This window comes from Thiomicrospira microaerophila (genome assembly GCF_000934765.1).
Taxonomy (GTDB): domain Bacteria; phylum Pseudomonadota; class Gammaproteobacteria; order Thiomicrospirales; family Thiomicrospiraceae; genus Thiomicrospira; species Thiomicrospira microaerophila.
The window spans coordinates 1-20,017 of the sequence record NZ_JYNN01000041.1; the positions used below are offsets into that span (position 1 = coordinate 1).

Annotated in this window: 20 protein-coding genes; 17 read left to right on the forward strand and 3 right to left on the reverse strand. The window is 39.6% G+C overall.

Annotated elements, in window-relative coordinates; all coding sequences use genetic code 11:
• The 5 genes from NA59_RS10600 to NA59_RS10620 form a co-directional block, all read left to right on the forward strand.
• Positions 1-1,071: Lcl C-terminal domain-containing protein (locus NA59_RS10600; protein ID WP_044412190.1), on the forward strand; the 1,071-nt coding region annotated here is incomplete at its 5' end.
• 48 nt (positions 1,072-1,119) lie between these two features.
• Entirely contained in the window at positions 1,120-2,286 is a 1,167-nt protein-coding gene (locus NA59_RS10605) for a serine/threonine protein kinase (protein WP_052501619.1), read from the forward strand.
• A gap of 20 nt (positions 2,287-2,306) precedes the next feature.
• Positions 2,307-2,714, forward strand: coding sequence for an Lcl C-terminal domain-containing protein (locus NA59_RS10610; RefSeq protein ID WP_052501620.1), 408 nt, complete (start codon positions 2,307-2,309; stop codon positions 2,712-2,714).
• A 48-nt stretch (positions 2,715-2,762) separates the two neighbouring features.
• A complete protein-coding gene (locus NA59_RS10615; protein WP_044412193.1) occupies positions 2,763-3,008 on the forward strand; it encodes a hypothetical protein in 246 nt (81 codons plus the stop codon).
• 35 nt (positions 3,009-3,043) lie between these two features.
• The gene (locus tag NA59_RS10620) at positions 3,044-3,526 is read left to right on the forward strand and encodes an RDD family protein (RefSeq protein WP_198401097.1); all 483 of its coding nucleotides are present in this window, start codon (positions 3,044-3,046) and stop codon (positions 3,524-3,526) included.
• A 620-nt stretch (positions 3,527-4,146) separates the two neighbouring features.
• Here the strand turns inward: NA59_RS10620 and NA59_RS10625 are convergent.
• Positions 4,147-4,506 (reverse strand): H-NS histone family protein, encoded by a 360-nt coding sequence (locus NA59_RS10625; protein WP_044412196.1) that lies wholly within the window; start codon positions 4,504-4,506, stop codon positions 4,147-4,149.
• An 81-nt stretch (positions 4,507-4,587) separates the two neighbouring features.
• Here NA59_RS10625 and NA59_RS10630 point away from each other — a divergent pair, with 81 nt between their 5' ends.
• The 9 genes from NA59_RS10630 to NA59_RS10670 all read left to right on the forward strand — a co-directional run bounded on the left by NA59_RS10630 (position 4,588) and on the right by NA59_RS10670 (position 17,178).
• Complete coding sequence (locus NA59_RS10630; RefSeq protein ID WP_269763847.1) at positions 4,588-4,866, forward strand: HU family DNA-binding protein; 279 nt, start codon at positions 4,588-4,590, stop codon at positions 4,864-4,866.
• 188 nt (positions 4,867-5,054) lie between these two features.
• Positions 5,055-6,002, forward strand: a complete 948-nt coding sequence (locus tag NA59_RS10635; protein ID WP_052501621.1) for a tyrosine-type recombinase/integrase — start codon at positions 5,055-5,057, stop codon at positions 6,000-6,002.
• Between the two features lie 334 nt (positions 6,003-6,336).
• A complete protein-coding gene (locus NA59_RS10640; protein WP_052501622.1) occupies positions 6,337-8,211 on the forward strand; it encodes a DEAD/DEAH box helicase in 1,875 nt (624 codons plus the stop codon).
• 350 nt (positions 8,212-8,561) lie between these two features.
• Entirely contained in the window at positions 8,562-11,261 is a 2,700-nt protein-coding gene (locus tag NA59_RS10645; protein WP_044412202.1) for a class I SAM-dependent DNA methyltransferase, read from the forward strand.
• 11 nt (positions 11,262-11,272) lie between these two features.
• A complete protein-coding gene (locus NA59_RS10650; RefSeq protein WP_052501623.1) occupies positions 11,273-12,403 on the forward strand; it encodes a DUF4268 domain-containing protein in 1,131 nt (376 codons plus the stop codon).
• 11 nt (positions 12,404-12,414) lie between these two features.
• The gene (locus tag NA59_RS10655; protein ID WP_044412205.1) at positions 12,415-14,448 is read left to right on the forward strand and encodes a DEAD/DEAH box helicase; all 2,034 of its coding nucleotides are present in this window, start codon (positions 12,415-12,417) and stop codon (positions 14,446-14,448) included.
• Positions 14,445-15,638 (forward strand): GIY-YIG nuclease family protein, encoded by a 1,194-nt coding sequence (locus NA59_RS10660; RefSeq protein WP_044412208.1) that lies wholly within the window; start codon positions 14,445-14,447, stop codon positions 15,636-15,638. The genes NA59_RS10655 and NA59_RS10660 overlap by 4 nt, the downstream gene beginning before the upstream one ends.
• Positions 15,635-16,516, forward strand: a complete 882-nt coding sequence (locus tag NA59_RS10665) for a nucleotidyltransferase domain-containing protein (protein WP_044412211.1) — start codon at positions 15,635-15,637, stop codon at positions 16,514-16,516. Before NA59_RS10660 ends, NA59_RS10665 begins: the two co-directional genes overlap by 4 nt.
• Entirely contained in the window at positions 16,516-17,178 is a 663-nt protein-coding gene (locus NA59_RS10670; protein ID WP_044412214.1) for a Cap15 family cyclic dinucleotide receptor domain-containing protein, read from the forward strand. Before NA59_RS10665 ends, NA59_RS10670 begins: the two co-directional genes overlap by 1 nt.
• Before the next feature lie 287 nt (positions 17,179-17,465).
• Here NA59_RS10670 and NA59_RS10675 read toward each other — a convergent pair whose 3' ends face one another.
• A complete protein-coding gene (locus NA59_RS10675) occupies positions 17,466-17,858 on the reverse strand; it encodes an RNA-binding S4 domain-containing protein (RefSeq protein ID WP_044412217.1) in 393 nt (130 codons plus the stop codon).
• A gap of 175 nt (positions 17,859-18,033) precedes the next feature.
• Between NA59_RS10675 and NA59_RS10680 the strand changes: the two genes are divergently transcribed.
• The gene (locus tag NA59_RS10680; RefSeq protein ID WP_044412220.1) at positions 18,034-18,579 is read left to right on the forward strand and encodes a recombinase family protein; all 546 of its coding nucleotides are present in this window, start codon (positions 18,034-18,036) and stop codon (positions 18,577-18,579) included.
• Positions 18,580-18,699: 120 nt separating this feature from the next.
• On the opposite strand, the gene NA59_RS10685 is transcribed toward NA59_RS10680, so the two are convergent.
• A complete protein-coding gene (locus NA59_RS10685; protein WP_044412222.1) occupies positions 18,700-18,948 on the reverse strand; it encodes a helix-turn-helix domain-containing protein in 249 nt (82 codons plus the stop codon).
• Between the two features lie 65 nt (positions 18,949-19,013).
• On the opposite strand from NA59_RS10685, the gene NA59_RS10690 reads away from it, so the two are divergent.
• Positions 19,014-19,223, forward strand: a complete 210-nt coding sequence (locus NA59_RS10690; protein ID WP_044412225.1) for a hypothetical protein — start codon at positions 19,014-19,016, stop codon at positions 19,221-19,223.
• Between the two features lie 538 nt (positions 19,224-19,761).
• Positions 19,762-20,017: IS66 family insertion sequence element accessory protein TnpA (gene tnpA / locus NA59_RS10700; protein WP_044412231.1), on the forward strand; the 256-nt coding region annotated here is incomplete at its 3' end.

The window sequence follows — 20,017 nt, forward strand, 5'->3', positions numbered from 1 at the left end:
GAACAATACAGCTCCAAATCTCAGCTTGCACCAGCCACAGATTTATATGCGCTTGGCGGCACGCTTTACAAGTGTCTGACAGCTCAAACACCTGAAGAAGCTACATCTAGAGTCATTGATGATGAGCACATACCTATTAGCCACCTACCAATCGCGAAGCAATGTTCACCAGGCCTGGTTACACTTATTGATCAGTGCATGCAAATCAAGCAAAAGGATCGACCAGCTCACGCCAAGGATGCCAAGCTCATCCTTGATAAAGCCTCATATCAAAAAAATATCACGCAAAAAGACTACTCTGGCTTAGAGCTTATGATTGAGATGGCTGGATCTGATGGCTTGATTACGCAAAAAGAAACGGACTTTATTCTTAAAAAAGCAAAGCAACTTCAATTCCAACCAGATGAAGTCCAAAGTCTTATTCGAAAAATAGCACAACAAAACAACTGGAAGATTGAAACGGATGCCACACTGGGTCAACCTATGCAACCACCGTTGCAAACCAATCTTATTGCAGAACGTTATATTGACAACCAAGATGGAACAGTAACCGATATAAAAACAGGTTTAATGTGGCAAAGATTTAGTGTTGGACAAAGATGGAGTGGCAATGCAGTAGTGGGCAAGGCTCAGATTTACAATTGGATAACAGCAAGTAACTTGGGCTTCCATAGTGGATTACGGGGATTTATCATAGTCGACCCTGATGAACATTGGAAATACGCAACAGCTTTTTCAAGCTTTAATGATTGGCGCCTTCCTACAGTAGATGAACTTCACTCTATAGTCTATTGTAGTTCTGGACAACAATTGGAACGTCGGTTAGATTTACGTGGTAATACAATAATTCAGAAAAATAAAGAGGCTTTAGATGGGCGCTGCAAAGGTGATTTCAATCGACCAGCTATTGTCAATCAAGTCTTTCCAAGTACACCAGAAACCTTTTATTGGACGCTAAATAAAAAACTGGATGGAAGCCCGCAACCTTGGTGTATCAATTTTAGTATCGGTAGTGTCTTTCGTGATGCCTCAAATAGTTATCATGTGCGTCTCGTGCGCAGCGTACAGTAACTTTGGTCACGAAGTGGCTTTTGTAATAAGAATTTAACAGGAAAATAGATGGCTAAACTCGAATTCAACCACCGCACCTTACCGCAAGGCTATCAACTAGGCGATTATGTAATTGAAGACCTACTCGGTCAGGGTGGGTTTGGTATTGCGTATTTAGCCAAGGATATTCATCTTCACAATCATGTGGTGATTAAAGAGTATTTCCCGAATGAGATTGTGAGTCGTGATGGACAAACCGTGGCGGCCTTTGGCACTAGTGGTCAAGATGACTTTGAGCGCGGTATGCAACGGTTTGTTGAAGAGGGGCGGGCGTTAGCGCGGTTTAACCATCATGCGGTAGTTCGAATTCTTAAATATTTCCAACAAAACAATACCGCTTATTTGGTGATGGAGTTTATTGATGGCGAACCGCTAGATCAGTACCTCAAACGCAAAGAAACGCTGACGCCTGAAGTGGTGGAGCATTTAGCTATCGAGCTATTGGATGGTCTTGCCGTAGTACATCAACACGGGTTGATACACCGTGACATTAAACCGGCCAATATCATGCTGCGCCCAGGTGGTAAACCAGTCTTGATTGACTTTGGAGCTGCGAAAGACGCACTTGCAGAGAAAAGCCATTCTGTAGTGGTGACAGGCGGTTACGGAGCGCCTGAACAATATAGCTCAAAAACAAAGCTTACGCCTGCAACAGATCTCTATGCACTAGGCGCCACCCTTTACAAATGCTTAACAGCTCAAACACCTGAGGAATCGAGTACGCGGTTGTTAGATGATGAGCATAAACCCCTTGGCGAACTAACGATTGCTAAAGATTGTTCACCCGGTCTGGTTGAATTGATTGATCAATGCATGGAGCTGAAACAAAAAAATCGGCTTCAAGATGCGCAAGCAGCCAAAACACTTTTGTCCCAACAACCAATTAGGCAACAACCAAAAAGCACTGCAAACTACTCAAACATCGAGAGCATGATTGAAATGGCCGGACGAGATGGCCATATTACGCAAGAAGAAATCATCTACATTACTGAAAAAGCGCAACAAATTGGGCTGGATATCCCATCCATACAAAATTTGATAAAACAAATCGCCCATGCTAAAAATTGGACCATTGAACAAAAAGAAGACGTCACAAAAAATCATGTAAACAGTCCCTCATCAAAAAGCATGATTGGTCAATCTAAGCTTATTCAGATAATAAAGATGGCACTGTAACGGATATAGAAACCGGTTTAATGTGGCAAAGATTTAGTGTCGGACAGCGGTGGAGTGGTAAAACACCAACAGGTACAGCCGGCAGCTATCATTGGAATGTTGCCGTTAATCACGGCAAGAAGACCGGGTTAATGCGTTTATTCGGAGGCGAGCCTGATCAACATTGGCAATATGCAACGGCATTTGCTGGTTATGATGATTGGCGCGTTCCAACTCTTAATGAATTACGTAGCATAGTAGACAAGAAACATCACCCGGTTATTTGTAGCTCTGCCTTCCCAAATACGCCTGCTCGGTTTTATTGGTCGGCCTCGTCCGATGCCGCGGATAGTGGCCATGCGTGGGGTGTCCTTTTCGCTAGTGGCAGTGACTACGGCTATTCTCGCGACCACAGCTATCATGTGCGTCTTGTGCGCACCGGACAGTAACTTTGGCCGCGTAGCGGCTTTTGTATTAAGAATTTAACAGGAAAATAGATGGCAAAACTCGAATTCAACCACCGCACCTTATCCCAAGGCTATCAACTGGGCGATTATGTAATTGAAGACCTGCTCGGTCAGGGTGGGTTTGGGATTGCGTATCTAGCCAAGGATATTCATCTTCACAATCATGTGGTGATTAAAGAGTATTTCCCGAATGAGATTGTGAGTCGTGATGGTCAAACGGTTGCGCCATTTGGTACTAGTGGTCAAGATGACTTTGAGCGTGGGCAAAGTAGTTGACCCCTGACAGTGTACGAGATAGTATAGCCACATCAATGGCTCATGAAGAGAAAGAAATGAATGTTATAAGCCACACAGATCAAATAAACTTAATACAACCAAGTTATGCCGGCTTTTGGGTTCGTGCAGGTGCATATATTTTAGATGCCTTTGCTATTATTGGCATTTCATTTGTTTTGGGTTTAGTTATGATGTTATTTGGAATCGCGGTAGGGGTATCAGTTGACTTATTTGAGGACGAAGGTGCATGGAATTTATTTATTTTTTTAGTCACATGGATATATTTTGCAGGGATGGAAAGTTCGGCTAAACAAGCAACTTGGGGAAAAAGAGCCCTTGGGTTAAAGGTTACCGATTTAGAAGGCAATCGAATGAGCTTCGCTAGAGCCACAGGACGATACTTTGGAAAAATTGTTTCGTACATGCTCATCTTTATCGGCTTTATTATGGTTGCTTTTACCAAAAGGAAACAAGGTCTTCACGATATGATGGCTGGTTGTTTAGTTGTAAATAAATAGCCAATTTAAACGTAAACCTAAGCTTAGAAACCGCCCATTTGAATAGAAAAATAACCACGAGTTAGAATGAAAATTTAACCTTGATAAAATTGAGTTATGTTGTAAAAAAATCCAATATAGATATCGTAAAACACCCATTAACCAAAAAAACACTCAATTAAGGTATTGATTTAACGATAAATTTGATAAAATCAAATATATCCACTACATCTACACAACGAATAATTCCTTTTTAGTAAAATTGATTTTTATCTTTTTAGATTTGGCTCCTCGCCTTTCACCCAGTATCACCCTATGCTACCGCTCCAAGGCAAGCGTCCGACCGTGCCCATACCTTACAGAACAGGACATACTCGGATCTGGGGGCAGGTTTAAATTAAAACTTTGCTTTCCTACTAAGAAGTCATGCAAGTTTTTTAATTAGTTACCCCATTCGTATTTGAATATTTAATTTATCTCAGTGCTTTTTGCCATAAGATCATAAGATTATAATGAACGGGTATTGATATATCTTTTTGGGGAAAAGAAACACAGTCCTTTTTATTTAAATAGCAATCTCTGTAAATTACCTGCCGTCTTTATCTAATGACATATATTTAAATATAAAGTAAGTTAATTTATTAATCTTTCATATTCTTAATTAAATAATTCTCCATGCTATCCCCTTGTGATTCAATGGCCTCTACCCACTTAGGCTTGCGGCCACGACCTGTCCATACTATTTTTGGATTGTTTGGATTATAATATTTAGGCTCGATTTTGTTTTTATTAATCGTTTTTGTTTTCTTGAGTATTAAATCAATAACTTCGGCTAAATCCATTAAATGCGACTCTGCAGTGGATTCTATTAAATCTACTAATTCAATTATTTCTGTGGAGTCTTGGCTTAATTGTAATTGCTCACGTTTTTCAAGCAGTTCGACTTCTTGCTGTAGTTTTTGTAATTCTTCGCGTTTTTTTTGAAGTTGTTTACTGGTCATGCGTATTTTCCAATTTGTTTTAATATATAAATCGTGTAGAATTTGGTTTGGTTATATTTGAAGTGTAATTTAAAAGGAGCAATGATGTCAAAGGAATTATTAGTAGACGCGATAGTAAACCAATCCGGTGTCACTAAAAAAGCAGCGGAAGAGGCGATTAAAATGGTTACCTCCGGAATTGAATCTGTTTTAGCGCAGGGTAATGACGTCAATCTTATTGGTTTTGGTAAATTTGAAGTGAAAACCCGTGCCGCACGCACCGGGCGTAATCCGGCAACCGGTGCACCACTTGAGATCAAGGAAGCCAAGGTCGCCAGCTTTAAAGTTGGAAAAAAGCTAAAAGACGCGGTAAACAACTAGCCAACCGCGTTTTCCTCAAAACCAAGCCTATTTTTTGCTTGGTTTTTTTAAATTCAAGATTACTTATGAAAATGGTGATTTTCAAAAGTAATGTTTGTAGAATCCAACTTTAGTGGTCTAGTCCTTGCTTGCGCACTATTTTTATTCTTGGATTTTTAGCCCCTTTTTTGTTATTTTGGAGGTGACCTATGTCTGCGCTGATTGATCAACCCCAACCGAGCACCGCTAATTTGGTTTTTGCCCATGACAAATCGCATGGTCCCTCGGTCGGCTACTTGCTCTCACTTCGCTCTAAAACGTCACGCCGCGTTATGGGCAGCTATCTGAATCGGGTGGCGCAGATGTTTGGCTATGCTAATCATCTGGATGCGCACTGGCAAAAAATGGGGCGTGATGAAGTGCAGTTGGTGATGGACAAATTACTCGATAACCACCGCTCACCTAATACCGCGCGCGTTTATCTTTCCGCTATAAAAGGAGTGATGCGTGAAGCCTGGATACAGAAGCGTATTGATGCGGAGCAGTATGAGCGCATAAAATTGGTCAAAGCCCACCGTGGTCAGCGCTTACCCAAAGGGCGCCGACTTTTGGATGAGGAAGTGAAGGCGCTATTGTGTGCTTGTGATCTGAAAACCGTTCGCGGTGCACGCGATGCGGCACTATTAGGCATCTTGGCCGAGTGTGGTTTACGTCGAGCTGAAGTGGTGTCGATTCAACTCAAGGATGTGAATCTCAAAACCAAAACCATTCGGCTTATCGGTAAGGGGAATAAGGAGCGACAAGTTTTTGTGCCGCCACTGAGCATAAAGCATATTCAAACTTGGCTGAGTTTTAGGGGTGAGGAACCGGGGTTTTTGTTTAATCGTGTTTGGAAGGGGGATACCATTAGTGAGCATGGGCTTAGTGACCAAGCGGTGCTGTTTTTGTTAAAAGAAAAAGTGGGCCAGGCCTGTATAGATAGCTGCGCGCCGCATGACCTTCGACGCACCTTTGCCACTAAACTCTTTGAGCTGAATGTCGACCCACTCACCGTTCAAAAAGCGATGGGGCATGCCAGTCTAACCACCACGCAACGCTATGATCGACGTAATGATGACGAGGTGGCGCGGGTGGCGGAGGCGTTTAGCTATGACTGAGTCTTTATTCCACCAAGCCAAAATAGTTAAAAATTGGGTTATTTAACGTGAATTAATTAGCGTATCAACACACTGTGTTATTTCGGTTAATTAACACTGGTATCCATAAAATATGAACATATAACTTAGAATTTTTCGAGTTACATTCCCCCCCCCATAGTATTAATTGTCCCAAAAGTAGAAGCTACAACTTTTTAAATGGTAGTATAATGAAGTACATTATTAATTACTTGATTTAAGCACTGTTAATTAAGCCTTTATCAAATTTTTAAATTAAAATTAACAGCCTGAGAAAATAAATCAGCCTTTTTACTGTTTATGAAATCTTGTGACTATGCCTAAGAAAATTGACTTGCCAGAGCCTACTTTAGATAGAGGTGATTTGCATTCTTATCAAAATGATGTGGTTGAGTTTTTTAAATTGCAACCAAAGTCGGCCGCTTTTCTTGGGTTGGGATTAGGCAAAACAATATGTGCATTAACCTCTATCAAAGATGTGCTGGATGCTAGGGAAGTAGAACAGGTTTTAATTGTTGCGCCATTAAGAGTTGCAAAAACCGTTTGGAGAGCAGAGGCACATCGTTGGAAACATACATCTAAACTTAGAATTGAGTTAGCTTTAGGTAGCTCAGAAAAACGTTTAAAAGCATTAAACTCAGGCGCTGAAATAATTATCATCAACCAAGAGAACATCCCTTGGCTGATTAATAACTCGGGCATCCCTTGGCGTTGGGATATGCTGGTCTATGATGAATCGACAGGCATTAAGAACCCTAGCGCCATTCGGTTCAAGGCTCTGAAGCGCATCACCAAGTATCTAGAGCGTGTTATCCTACTCACAGCCACCCCGTTACCCAACGGGATGCTGGACTTATGGAGTCAGATTTACTTGCTTGATGGTGGTGAGCGATTAGGGCGCTCGATGACTCAGTACAAATCTAAATACTTCACACCGTTGGGTTACATGGGCGGGGGCTACCAACTAAACGCAGGTGCGAAAGAAGAGATAATGAACAAAATCTCTGACGTTACCTACACCCTAGGCTCTGATAAGTTAATTGATCTGCCCAAAAGAATAGATATTTATGAACCTATTGAAATTTCAAGCGCATTGTTACAGCAGTACTCTGCCATAGAAGGTCGTTTTTTTCATCTAATAAATAAACGCTCATCAGAGCCAGAGGAAAGAATTCTAATAAAGTCTTGTGCCCAAAAATGTTTACAGTTTGCATGTGGTGCAATATATGATGCTGATGGCAATGTTCATCACCTTCATAATGAGAAAATAAAACGATTGAAAGATCTTGTTGATGAAAATCCAGGTGAGAACTATTTGATTGCTTACAACTTCCGATTTGAAATTAATTTACTGCTTGAAGCCTTTCCTGATGCCGAAATTTTAACGCATGACCCCGAAAAAATTGAACGCTGGAATAATAAGGAGATTTCAATATTAATAGCGAGTCCTGCATCGGCAGGCATGGGGTTAAACCTTCAGTTTGGCGGAAGCACCATAATCTGGTTCGGGCTTACTTGGAACTTGACAAATTATCTTCAATTTAATGGTCGTTTATATCGACAAGGACAAAAGAATATAGTCAAAATTCTGCACCTATTTATTGTGGGAACCCTAGAAGAGAAGTTGTTGGGCGCCTTGCAGGAAAAGGCAATCACCCAAAATGAAGTGTTAGAATTCCTAGTAAAACTAGCTGTAGCGCCCAAAAAACTGAGTTTTTCTGCAACTCAGCAGCTAACTTATGACGAATCAGAGCATAATAATCCTTCAAATATTATTATGGCTATTACATACAAAAATATTAACAAAATCCAAATAGAACAGGCTATGCAAGCCGCCGAACTGAGGTATGAGGATGATGTCTATTCAAAAATTATGCTATTTTTACAGCAGCATATTGATCGCGTTAAAATTGAGGCAACCGAATCCTATCCAAACACGTTGTTTGTGTTAGCAACAGCCAATTATGAAATGTTGCTTATGTTTTTAGAGCTGACCAAAAACATTATTGAATTATCAGTTCATACGAAAAGAACGACGCGAATTGGCGTTGCAATTGGTTATTACAAAAAAGATGGCGACGAGATTTACGGTGATGGTATTGATTCGGCTATTTCAGCTAGAGATATAGCGTTGCCCAATCAAGTGATGCTTGATGAAGAAATAATGTCCTTTCTAAAAACGGACAAATAAGAACAAATATCAGGTTCAGACTGAAGACTTGAAAAAGTATAACATCAAACGAAATGGTGACAGCCTTGTCTGAACTTTTGATCACAGAATCTTAGAAAACTTATTAACAATTGCAGCAAGAATTGCATGGTCATCAAATAACCACACAGGCTTTTTTTAGACGTTTTGTAATTGAAAAGATTTGTAGTGGTAAAGAGAAATTGTCCGCCTAATTGAATATACTAAAAAACCAAGGATTTCACACCTCATCTAAAACGTCAATACATCTCAAAAGCTGCTTGCAAGAAGGCTTGATTTAATGTATGCTTAGCAGACAATTTTACTTATAACATACTATACAGTTGCATTAGATGAATAAAGATCATAGCAAAATCATTGACGACCTTGAGAAAGCGGTCATTGAACTAGATAAAGATAATTTTATTTATGACTTCCTTTCCGCTTTTGGAATACCAAAAGCAACGATTACGGGCTTAAAGAAAAACACCAACGGGCGAAATATCGGCTTTGAGCATGGTGATATTGGATTCAAAAACAAAATATATTTTAGGCAATGTGAAAAAGGCACTAACCTCCAAGGTGAGTTAGAAAAGCTAAAAACGCTTGATGCCGTGGTCAAAGGTAAAGCACGGCTACTGGTTGTCACTGATTTTAATGAAATAGCCGCTTATGACCTAACTGCCTATGAGTTGCTTGCTGAAATCGAGTTGAGCGAACTTCACAAGCAATATGCTTTCTTTCTACCATTGGCTGGCTATGAGAAAGCGGTTGTCTACTCCGATCACCCGGCTGATGTAAAGGCATCTGAAAAGCTTGGACTGCTCTTCGACCTAATCCTCAAACAAAATCATATCGAAGAAGATGAAGAAAAACGTCATGCACTGAATGTCTTTTTAACCCGACTTCTTTTCTGCTTTTATGCTGAAGATACAGGCATTTTTAAAGAAAGCCAGATGTCCAATGCAATGGCCAATACAACGCAACCAGATGGCTCAGATTTGGATCAATTCTTTACTACCTTGTTCAAGGTTTTGAATACGAAACCTAATGATGCATATCGAAAAACACTACCCTCACACCTGTCTGATTTCCAATATGTAAATGGTGGTTTGTTCGCCAACGATTCGTTTATTCCAAAGTTTGGTAAAAAAGCTCGACGCGTCATTTTAGAGGCTGGTTCACTCGACTGGAAGAAAATTAATCCAGATATTTTCGGTTCAATGTTCCAGTCGGTAGTTGACCCACAAAAGCGCGGTTCGCTTGGTCAGCACTATACTTCTGTTCCAAATATCATGAAGGTCATTCAGCCTTTATTCTTGGACAAGCTGTATGAAGAGCTGGAAAAAACCAAAGGTAATGTCAAAAAGCTTGAAGCTCTGATTGTGCGTCTTGAGCGCATCCGTATCTTTGACCCTGCCTGTGGAAGTGGTAACTTCTTAATCATTGCCTATAAAGAACTCAGACGTTTTGAAATGGCCGTTTTCAAGGCTCTGAATGAAGCATCAGATCAAGATGTGATGTTCTACTCAGGAATCCGTTTAAGTCAGTTCTATGGCATTGAAATTGATGATTTTGCCCATGAGATTGCACTGCTTTCTTTATGGCTAACCGAACACCAAATGAATGTCGAGTTTAAGGAAGAATTTGGCTACGCAGAACCCGCCTTACCATTGAAGGATGCCGGGAATGTTCGACAAGGTAATAGCCTTCGTCTTGATTGGGAGGAGGTTTGTCCTAAGTCGGATGAGTCTGGCGATTTGGAGATTTATATATGTGGAAATCCTCCTTTTATCGGAGACAGATTTAGAACTAGCGAACAAAAAATTGAAGTCAAAGATGTACTCTCAGACCTAAAAAGTGTTGGTAAAATTGATTACGTTGCGTGCTGGTTTGTGAAGTCTAGTGAGTATATGGATGGAACAGAAATCAATGCCGCTCTTGTATCAACAAACTCTTTATTCCAAGGGGTACAAGTTTCAAGTCTTTGGAGTTACTTATTACAAAAAGGTATAAAGATAAACTTCGCTTATCAACCGTTTAGCTGGAGTAATAGTGCAAAAGATAAAGCAGGTGTTCACGTATCAATAACTGGATTTAGTTATACAGAAAGCAAAAACAAACATCTTTTTGTTGGCGACTCTTTTAAGGCTGTGAAAAACATATCTCCTTACTTACTAGAAGGAGGAAATTCTGTCGTAATTGCACGAAGTGATCAAATAACTATGCAAATACCGATGATTATGGGCAGCTATACAAATGACGGCGGTTATCTAATATTTACAGAAAGCGAAAAAAACAAAATACTCGAAAGTGAACCTAAACTAAATAAATGGATTAAGCAAATAGTTGGTGCAGATGAATATCTTAATGGTAGAAAAAGGTTTTGCTTATGGTTGAAAGAAGCTACACCTCACGATATTGAAAAATCCCAAGAATTAACCCGCCGTGTCAATGCAGTCAGAGAAAAGCGACTTTCTAGTAGTGATGCCGGAAGTCGTAGACAAGCTGAATACCCACACTTATTTAGAGAACAACATAACCCAAAATCTTTTTTATTTGTTCCTCAAGTATCATCGGAAAGAAGAACTTATATTCCTGTTGATATTTTCGATGAAAATTTCATACCAATTGCACCAAACATGATTATTCCTAACGGAGGTCCTTTTGAGTTTGGAATAGTATCATCAATGATGCATAACGACTGGATGAGAGTAGTTGCAGGCAGGTTAGAAAGCCGTTATCGGTATTCTAACACCCTTGTCTACAATACTTTTCCTTTCCCAGAAATGAATGAAGAACAAAAACAAAATATAGTAAAACTAGCCAAGGAAATTATTCTAATCCGCCAAGATTACGAATTGGAAGGCCAAACGCTTGCTGATATGTATGACCCTGACAAAATGCCAAAAGACCTTTTGGACACCCACCAGGCACTAGACAAGGCAGTAGAAAAACTCTATCGAGATAAGCCGTTTAAAGATGCCTCAGAACGTCTTGCGTTTTTGTTTGCTCGTTATGAAGAGCTAGTTAAAGCCGAATCTAAAACTTAACAGGAAAGCATATGTATCGAATCAATCGACAAGAAAACAATATCACCCAGCTAGAAGAGAAAAGCTTTGCTGAGTTGAAATTTCGAGAACGCGAGCACTTACAAGAGTGGATTGCTAAGAATCCACAAGTTCTTGGTGAAGACGATGATCTGCTGATTATCCAAAAAGAATTTTCAGGCTTTAATGATACCAATGAGCGTTTGGATCTTCTAGCAATTGATAAAGAGCGCAGACTGGTAATTATCGAAAACAAACTCGATGATACTGGACGTGATGTGGTTTGGCAGGCGTTAAAATACACCTCTTACTGTTCGACCCTCTCCACCTCACAGATTATCAAAATTTACCAAGATTACTTAGATCAGACTTCTTCTGGTGAAGATGCAAAGACCAATATCCTTGATTTCTTATCTCTGGAGGAAGACGCAGAGCTTCTTTTGAATCGCAACGACCAACGCATGATATTCGTGGCCAATAACTTCAGAAAGGAAGTGACCTCAACGGTTCTTTGGCTATTAAATCATGACATCCAAATTCAATGTTTTAAAGCCAAGCCCTATCTACTAGGTGATGAAGTGCTTCTTCAAATTGAGCAAATCATCCCATTACCAGAAACACAAGAATTTATGATTGATGCGAAAGAGAAGCAGAAAGAAGATGCTGTTAAAAGCCAGGCGGTTGCTGACTCTGAAGCGTACCTCGTTCAATTTTGGAATGAATTAAAAGCCGAATTAAAACAACGAAACCTTTTCTATTTTGTCAACGTAAAATCAAAACCTTCATATTCATTTGGAACATGGAAATGGGAAGGAAAGTTTGGCGTTGTATTTGGACGCTACACAATACGAGTCGAACTGTATTTTTCAAACGACCCAGACAAAATACTTTTTGATGCCATGATGCAATATCAGGCTGAATTGGATTCTAAATTTGAACATCAGCTTGGCTGGCAGCGTTTAGACGATAAAAAAGCCTCACGCATCAAATATGAAATGCCAATCGAAAAAATGAAGTCTATCCCAGATTGGAAGGATGAAGTTGGAAAGCAGGAACGGATTCAATGGTTCGCCACTGAGTTTAACCATTTTTACCAAGAAGTATATCCCGTATGGGAAAAAGTCAGAAAGCAATTGAAAGCATAGGGAAATGAATAATGCCAAACCTCGTTAATGTCCACTTTAACTCCACAACGGGTAGCAAGAATAATGACCTTGGTATGCGTCCTATGCAGGCCAAAGTTTATGAAGAGCGTAATCATCAATATATTCTGATTAAAGCGCCACCAGCCTCCGGTAAAAGCCGTGCATTGATGTTTGTCGCATTAGATAAGCTAATCAATCAAGGACTTAAAAAAGTGATTGTGGCTGTACCAGAAACCGCAATCGGGAGTTCGTTCAAAGATACCGACTTAACAACTTATGGTTTTTATTCTGACTGGACGGTAGAAGATAAATACAATCTTTGCGGTATTGAATTTAATGACTCTGTGGGCACAATCAATACGCTTATTTCTTTTTTAGATGATCCAAAATCTCAGATTCTTGTGTGCACTCATGCAACGTTGCGAGGCGCGTATAAAAAGATAACAACAAACCAATTAGATAGTTGTGTTCTTGCTGTAGATGAATTTCACCATGCCAGTGCATCGGGTGATAATCAGCTGGGTAATTTGATTGATGGCGTAATGAACCATAGTTCCGCCCATGTCATTGCTATGACTGGCTCTTATTTCCGTGGGGACACCGTTCCCATTCTGTTGTCTCAAGATGAAGCAAAATTCCAACAAGTCACCTATTCTTACTATGAGCAGCTTAATTCATACCAATACCTAAAATCGCTAGGCATTGGCTATCACTTCTACACGGGCAACTATCTGACAGCAATCGGTGAAGTGTTAAATCCTAACAAAAAAACCATCATTCATATTCCAAATGTAAACTCCAGGGAATCTACCGGCGACAAGTATTTAGAAGTTGAATACATCATTAGCAAGCTCGGTGAAGAAATTAGTCGAGAGAATAGCGATATTATCAATGTAAGACTGCATAACAGTGACAAGGTAATAAAGGTCGCCAATTTAGTTGAAGATAGCAAAACCAGACCAGAAGTGTTGGGCTATCTGAGAAACATAAAGCACCGTGATGATATGGATATTATCATTGCACTGGGTATGGCCAAAGAGGGTTTTGACTGGGAATACTGTGAACACGCTTTAACTATTGGTTATCGCTCATCCATGACGGAAGTGATTCAAATTATTGGTCGTGCCACCCGTGATTCTGAAGGGAAAACACACGCTCAATTCACTAACCTTATCGCTCAACCGGATGCAGAAGATGAAGAGGTTCAATACTCCGTCAACAACATGATTAAAGCCATTACAGTCTCATTATTGATGGAACAGGTTTTAGCCCCAGCAGTCAACTTTAAAGCTCGCTCAGACTTAAAGCCGGGTGAGGAAGTATCTGGGAATACCATTATCATTGACGATGTAGATTCTCCACTCTCGCCAGAGGCTAAAAAAGTATTGGCTAACCAAGACAACATTCAAGCAAAACTTCTTCAGGATGTAAAAACAATGGGTAGATTAATGACCAATCAAACCCTGCCTGAAGTACTCTTAAATGTTGACCTGCCCAAACTTATACGAGAAGAAAGCCCAAATCTTTCAGAAAATGAAGTTGAAACGCTTGCTGAGGTTATCTTTAAACAACTTGTTATTCAAGGTAATGGAGGTGTTGTAAATGAAGAGGATTTACCAGAGGATGCAGAGCCATACATCCCCGGTCTTTCTGTAACAGTAGGTGAAACTACTGGCGGTGAAAAAGGGGACGCAGAGCCAGATAAAAAATTCATCCTTCTGGGAAACAAATTTATCAATATAGCTGATCTCCATGTCGATCTTATTAAAGAGATAAATCCATTCCAAAATGCCTTTGAAATTTTATCAAAGTCTGTTGACGAGAAGATGCTAAAAACGCTTCAAGACGTTGTTAAAGGCATGAAGAGCACTATGAGGGTAGAAGAGGCAATGGCACTGGTTGAGCGCATAGCCGAGTTTAAAGCTGAACATGATCGCTTACCATCAATCAGCAGCGTTGATGATTATGAAAGCCATTTAGGTGAGGCAGTGGAATGTCTGCGTAAAGAGCGTCAGCGTCAAATGAGTGAGGAAAATGGCGTATGATTAAACACAATCCTGCAACTCGAAAAAAAAAGACGTTTGAAGAGCTGGTTGCTAATGACACGCTAGGGTTGTTTGATGGTGTAACAGCCTCTAAGAAAAGAAGCCAATCAAGCAATAACTCATTAATTGATAACTTTGAGAAAATAAATAATTTCTATGAAACTCACCAGAGAGAACCTAAAGACAGTGATGATCTTGAGGAATCGAAATTGGCTAGAGCCTTAGCTAGAATAAGATCAAAGGATAGCCTAAGACAGCAAGTTATGAAACTTGACAGCTTTGGGTTACTGAACAATTCAGAGGTCATATTAGAGCAACAATCTAAAAAAAGTGAGGATAAGCCTACACAATCACTAAAGACACTTGATGATGTCTTTGGTAGCGGTCTTTTGGATGATGAGTCGAGCGATATTTTTCAACTGAAATATGTCACTCAAAAACGAGAGAAACCTGAAGAAATCGCTAAAAAGAAACCATGTCCTGACTTTGGAAAATATATACCGTTCTTTGTAGAACTCGACAAATTAGTTGAAAATCGACAAGTCGAGATTAAGCGTTTTACCCATGCGCAACAAATAAAGAAAGGTGACATTTTTATCAGTGGTGGACTTTATTGTTTTGTTGCTGATGTTGGCGAATACAGAGCAAATAATGATGGCCGGTATGACCCAAGGCTTCGAGTGATTTATTCAAACGGTACTGAGTCAAATCTTCTTCTATGGTCACTGGGTAAAAGCCTTTATGAAGATCCAAATGGAAAGCAGATCATACGTGGCTTGGAGTCCATTTATGAACAGTTCAATGTTGACAACACACTTGAAGGTTCTGTTCAAACCGGTGAAATATACTTTTTACGTTCTCTTTCAAACAGGCCTGAAATAAGGGCTATCCCAAACCTAATGAAAATTGGGGTTACTACGAAGACAACAGCTAAGCGTATAGAGAGCGCTGAAACCGATAAAACCTATCTTGAAGCCCCAGTAGAGATTCTTAAAATTCTTCCATGCTATAACTTGAATGCGCCTAACCTTGAAAAGCTGATTCAAAACAAACTCCATCACAGACGCAAAAAAATCAAGATAACCAGTCCAGGTGGTGGCGTTTATACCGCCACAGAGTGGTTCGATGTAACTTTGGATGAAGCAATTCAGGCAGTTTCTGAACTATTAAATAGAAAGGGAAATCAATGAGTTTAGAAGAAAAGTTAATTCGCTGGACGGCTCCCTCAAGTACAACAGAGCAAGATAAACAAGATCGAACAGAGCGAATGATTCGAGAAGCAATTGATGCTCATTCTGCCTTTGATGGTTGTGAATTAAGAGTATATGCAAAAGGTTCATATGCTAATAATACGAATGTTCGATCAGACAGTGACGTAGATATCGCAGTGGAGTGTACTGAAGTTCGATATTGGGAAGAATCAGAAAAAGGAGTTAAACCTTCAGGTAGTTCATATGAAGGCATTTGGACTCCCAAAAAACTTCGCGAAGAACTTGTTATAGCAATGAGAGCCAAATTTCCAGGGCAAGTAGTCACCGCTGGCTCAACAGCAATTCAAATAAACTCAAGTTCAGCACGGGTTGATGCCGATGTTGTCCCCTGTTTCAGTTATAGATATTACATGAAGAGCGGACATAGGGACGGCACAAAAATTTTTAAGAAAGATGGGAATAGCATTGTTAACTATCCAACTCAGCAAAAGAGTAATGGAACAGAAAAAAATAACCGAACTAATTATGCTTACAAAAAAGGAGCCCGACTTCTAAAACGTATTGAGAATGAAATGTCTGCCGAAGGTTATTTTCGTGAATTACCGTCTTATTTTATAGAGTGCCTTGCTTATAACTGCCCTGATACTATTTTTGCCCGATCCTCATGGACTGATAGATTAAAGGGTATGCTTGCCCATATATTGGATGAGCTGCAAGGGGAAGAACCTCTTAAAGAATCTAAGCGCTGGTTGGAAGTGAATGAATGTTATTTTTTATTTCATAGCGATCAGCAATGGGATAGAAAAGATGGTAGAGAGTTTGCAAAAGCAGCATGGAGCTATTTTGGATTTAAATAATGAATAATGTAACGCTTAAAAGTTCAGTTTATTTATTGGTATTCATTTCTGCGATTGCTTGGACTGTTCTTACTTATCTCGGCAATTCAGATATTTCTGATTACAAAGATTTTTTTGGACTCATTCCCAAAGTAGTGAGTATTGATTTGTTAGTAATTTTTATATTTGTTAAATGGGGATGGAAGTTAAAAATATTTAGAGGGTGGTTAGTACCATTTCCTAATTTGAATGGAAGTTGGGTTGGGCATATATATTCAGATTGGAGAAACCCAAAAACAGGATTGGCTACACCACCAATTCCTGTATTGCTGACAATAAAACAATCTTTTTTTCAAATTAGCTGCGTAATGCATACAGAAGAGATGAACAGCTACTCTTATACAGAAGGGTTTCTAATCAATACCGATAGACAAGAAAAAAACTTAGCTTATTCATATAGTAGCAAGCCAAGGCTTAACCTGAGTAACCGAAGCTCTCCTCATGATGGGACAGCTGTATTCAAAATCATTGAAACACCCGAAAAGAAGCTGGTTGGAAGATATTGGACTGAAAGAGAAACCAAAGGTGAAATTATTTTTGAATATCGAACAAAAGACCTTCTTGAGGAACTTCCATCAGATTTGAGTGATCATCCTGTTACCGAGATTAAGAATAGACGGTAAAGCCTATAAAAAATTCTCATTATTTTGTCTTATGGGCTCGATTTCCCACATTCACAATTAAGTTTAACTTTTTTAAACTAAAGTCTAAAACAAATAAAGTACATGAACTTTACTTAAAATAATAGACTTTAGTTTTTAATAAATTTATCGTGTACTTAAGTTAAAGCTTAGGTACATATCATGGCATTTATCGGATACGCACGAGCCTCCACAGTCGAACAAGATTTAGAATTGCAGTTTGAAGCACTCAATGAAGCTGGCTGTTAAAAATGATCGAAAAACCCAACTTATGAGGTTATTGGATGGAAGTCTAACTGTTCAATCTTTCGCCTATCACGTTTAGTTGGGCGGCCAGCGCCTTTTTCGCGATAGCCGACTAATGCCATATCTGCCGTCGGCTTGCGCTGGTTCAGTATTTCTTCGATCAGCTCATACATTTGTTGTGCGCTTTCTGCATTGCCGCGTTTATCCAATATTTGCATAACTTTGATTGTTACGCGTCTATGCGCTTGGGTAACCTTTAAGCTATCACCAACTTGAAGCGTTTTGCTTGATTTGGGCTTGGAGCCATTCAGTTCAACCTTTCCACCTTTAATGGCTTCAAGTGCTACACCTCTGGTTTTGTATAGTCTAGCGCATGCTAGCCACTTGTCTAGTCTTAGCTTTGTATTTTCAGTCAACGTAATAAATCCTTTGGTTAGTTCTGAAACTTTATTATAAAGTGCTGCTGCCTTTCAAGCTATCAATAGAGCAACCCTCAAAGATATAAATCAATTACTAAGAGATATCTATCATTAGACTATTGCATGCTATGATTTATGATAGACTATCACAATGTTTAAGAGGCTAGTGATTATGAAATACATCTATAGTAGAGTTAGTACCGAAGACCAGAATGTAGAGCAGCAAGCTGAGTATCTTGCCGAAAAATATGAGTACGATGCAATTGTGACTGAAACCTTTTCTGGTACCACAACAGATCGCCCAAAATTCCAAGCGTTATTGGAGAAGCTTGAAAAAGGTGATGTATTGATTGTATATCACGTATCTAGGCTAGGACGCAAAACGAGTGAAGTTTTGGAGACGGTGGAAAAATTGCAGCAGCGTGGTGTTTCAGTATTTGTTGACCAGTTAAACGGTATTGATATCGCATCTGGTGTTGGCAAGCTGCTTTTCACAATGCTCAGCGGGCTTGCAGAGCTCGAACGTGAAATGATGCTAGAGCGTCAACGTATTGGCATTAATCGCGCTAAAGCAGAAGGAAAGTTCAAGGGACGAAAACCTATTAATGATGCGGTGATTCAGTCAGCTAAAGTCTTAATTAATTCAGGCATGACCAAAGAGGCAGTAGCAAAGCAACTTGGTATTGGAGTCGCCACACTTTATCGAAGACTCAAGTAAGAAAATGTTTATAGATTAAAGTGTATGTCGAAGCTTCCCCTAATGCCCTGCCAGTATAAGGACGAGCATGCAAGGTAAAATATTGGTTGGAATATTCGCGCAGACTTCCTTCGCCATAAATTAAAGGTCTTTAAAGTCAAAACCTAGCTTTTTAATTAGCTGACTCGGTGAGGTGCCACAAACAGAACAAATAGCTAAAACTTCAATAAAGTCCAAGTAACGATCACCATTTTCATACTTTGAAACATAGCTTTGTGGGCGCTCAAGGCGCTCGGACAGGGAAACCTGACTCAAGCCAGCCTCTATTCTCATTGCCTTAAGCTCTGCTGAGATGATTTTGTAATTTTCCTGCCAGACACTTTTTTTCATGCCTGAATTTTATGTTATTATTACAAATATCCCATTTTAGGATATTGATTTAAGGAGATATCAGCATGACAAAAATGAGCTTTATGGTAGACGAGAACTGGGAAAGCTATTCATCACCTATCCTCTTTCACAACAATAAGAATATAAAAGGATTTCCAATCGTTGAGATGTTTGATCTTGATTTATTGCTTATCCTAGACTTTACTCGTGAAAAAGCAAATAAAAAAACCATGGCGATGAAGAACAACATCAAAAATACATTACTACGGAGGTAGATACTGTTCTAAGTATGATCAAAAAAATGAAGAGGAATAATTTAATCTTATCGAGCTTATCAATCGTAGAATTATTTAACAGGTCTACCCTTGACTGCAATGCATCAATTGTTGAGGAGATTAAAACTACATTCAGCAAAGGATCTACTTGTGCTGTCTTTAGTCTCACGCTTAAAAATAAGAAAACTTTTTATACAGGAGAACTCATCACGCCGATGAAAATTACACACGAAGCCGACAACGTTGTGATATTCAAAAACAATCAGCTTACTGAAGAATGTACTCAGCTTCTTCGGTTTTAGGTATATATGACGAATGTTCAAGCCAACCAACTAACATTTCCTGTGCACATATCGCAAACGCCTAAAATTAAATGTTATTGGATTCACGATATCGTTTTAGGCTTTTATTTTGCTCCATGTCTTCTGATAGAAGTGGTGCAAATAAACATAAAAGGTAAGCGTCCGACCGCACCCATACTAGTCGCCCCATCCTAAATCTGCCATCATGAGCGCGTCAATTAATCCAAGGACGCATCATGAAAAAAACAACGCAGCTCGACAAAAAAGCCACCTTTTGGCGCACACATCTTGATCAATGGCAACGCAGTGAGCAGACACAGACCGACTACTGCAAAACCCATGAGCTCTCACGTGATCAATTTGCCTATTGGCGCAAGCGATTTTTGCGCTGCGCACCCACTGCAGCACCTGCACTCGTGCCTGTGCATATTCATACGCCGGATCCGGTTGAGCCTGTTGAACCTGTTGAGCACATTGATTTCATCAACCTAC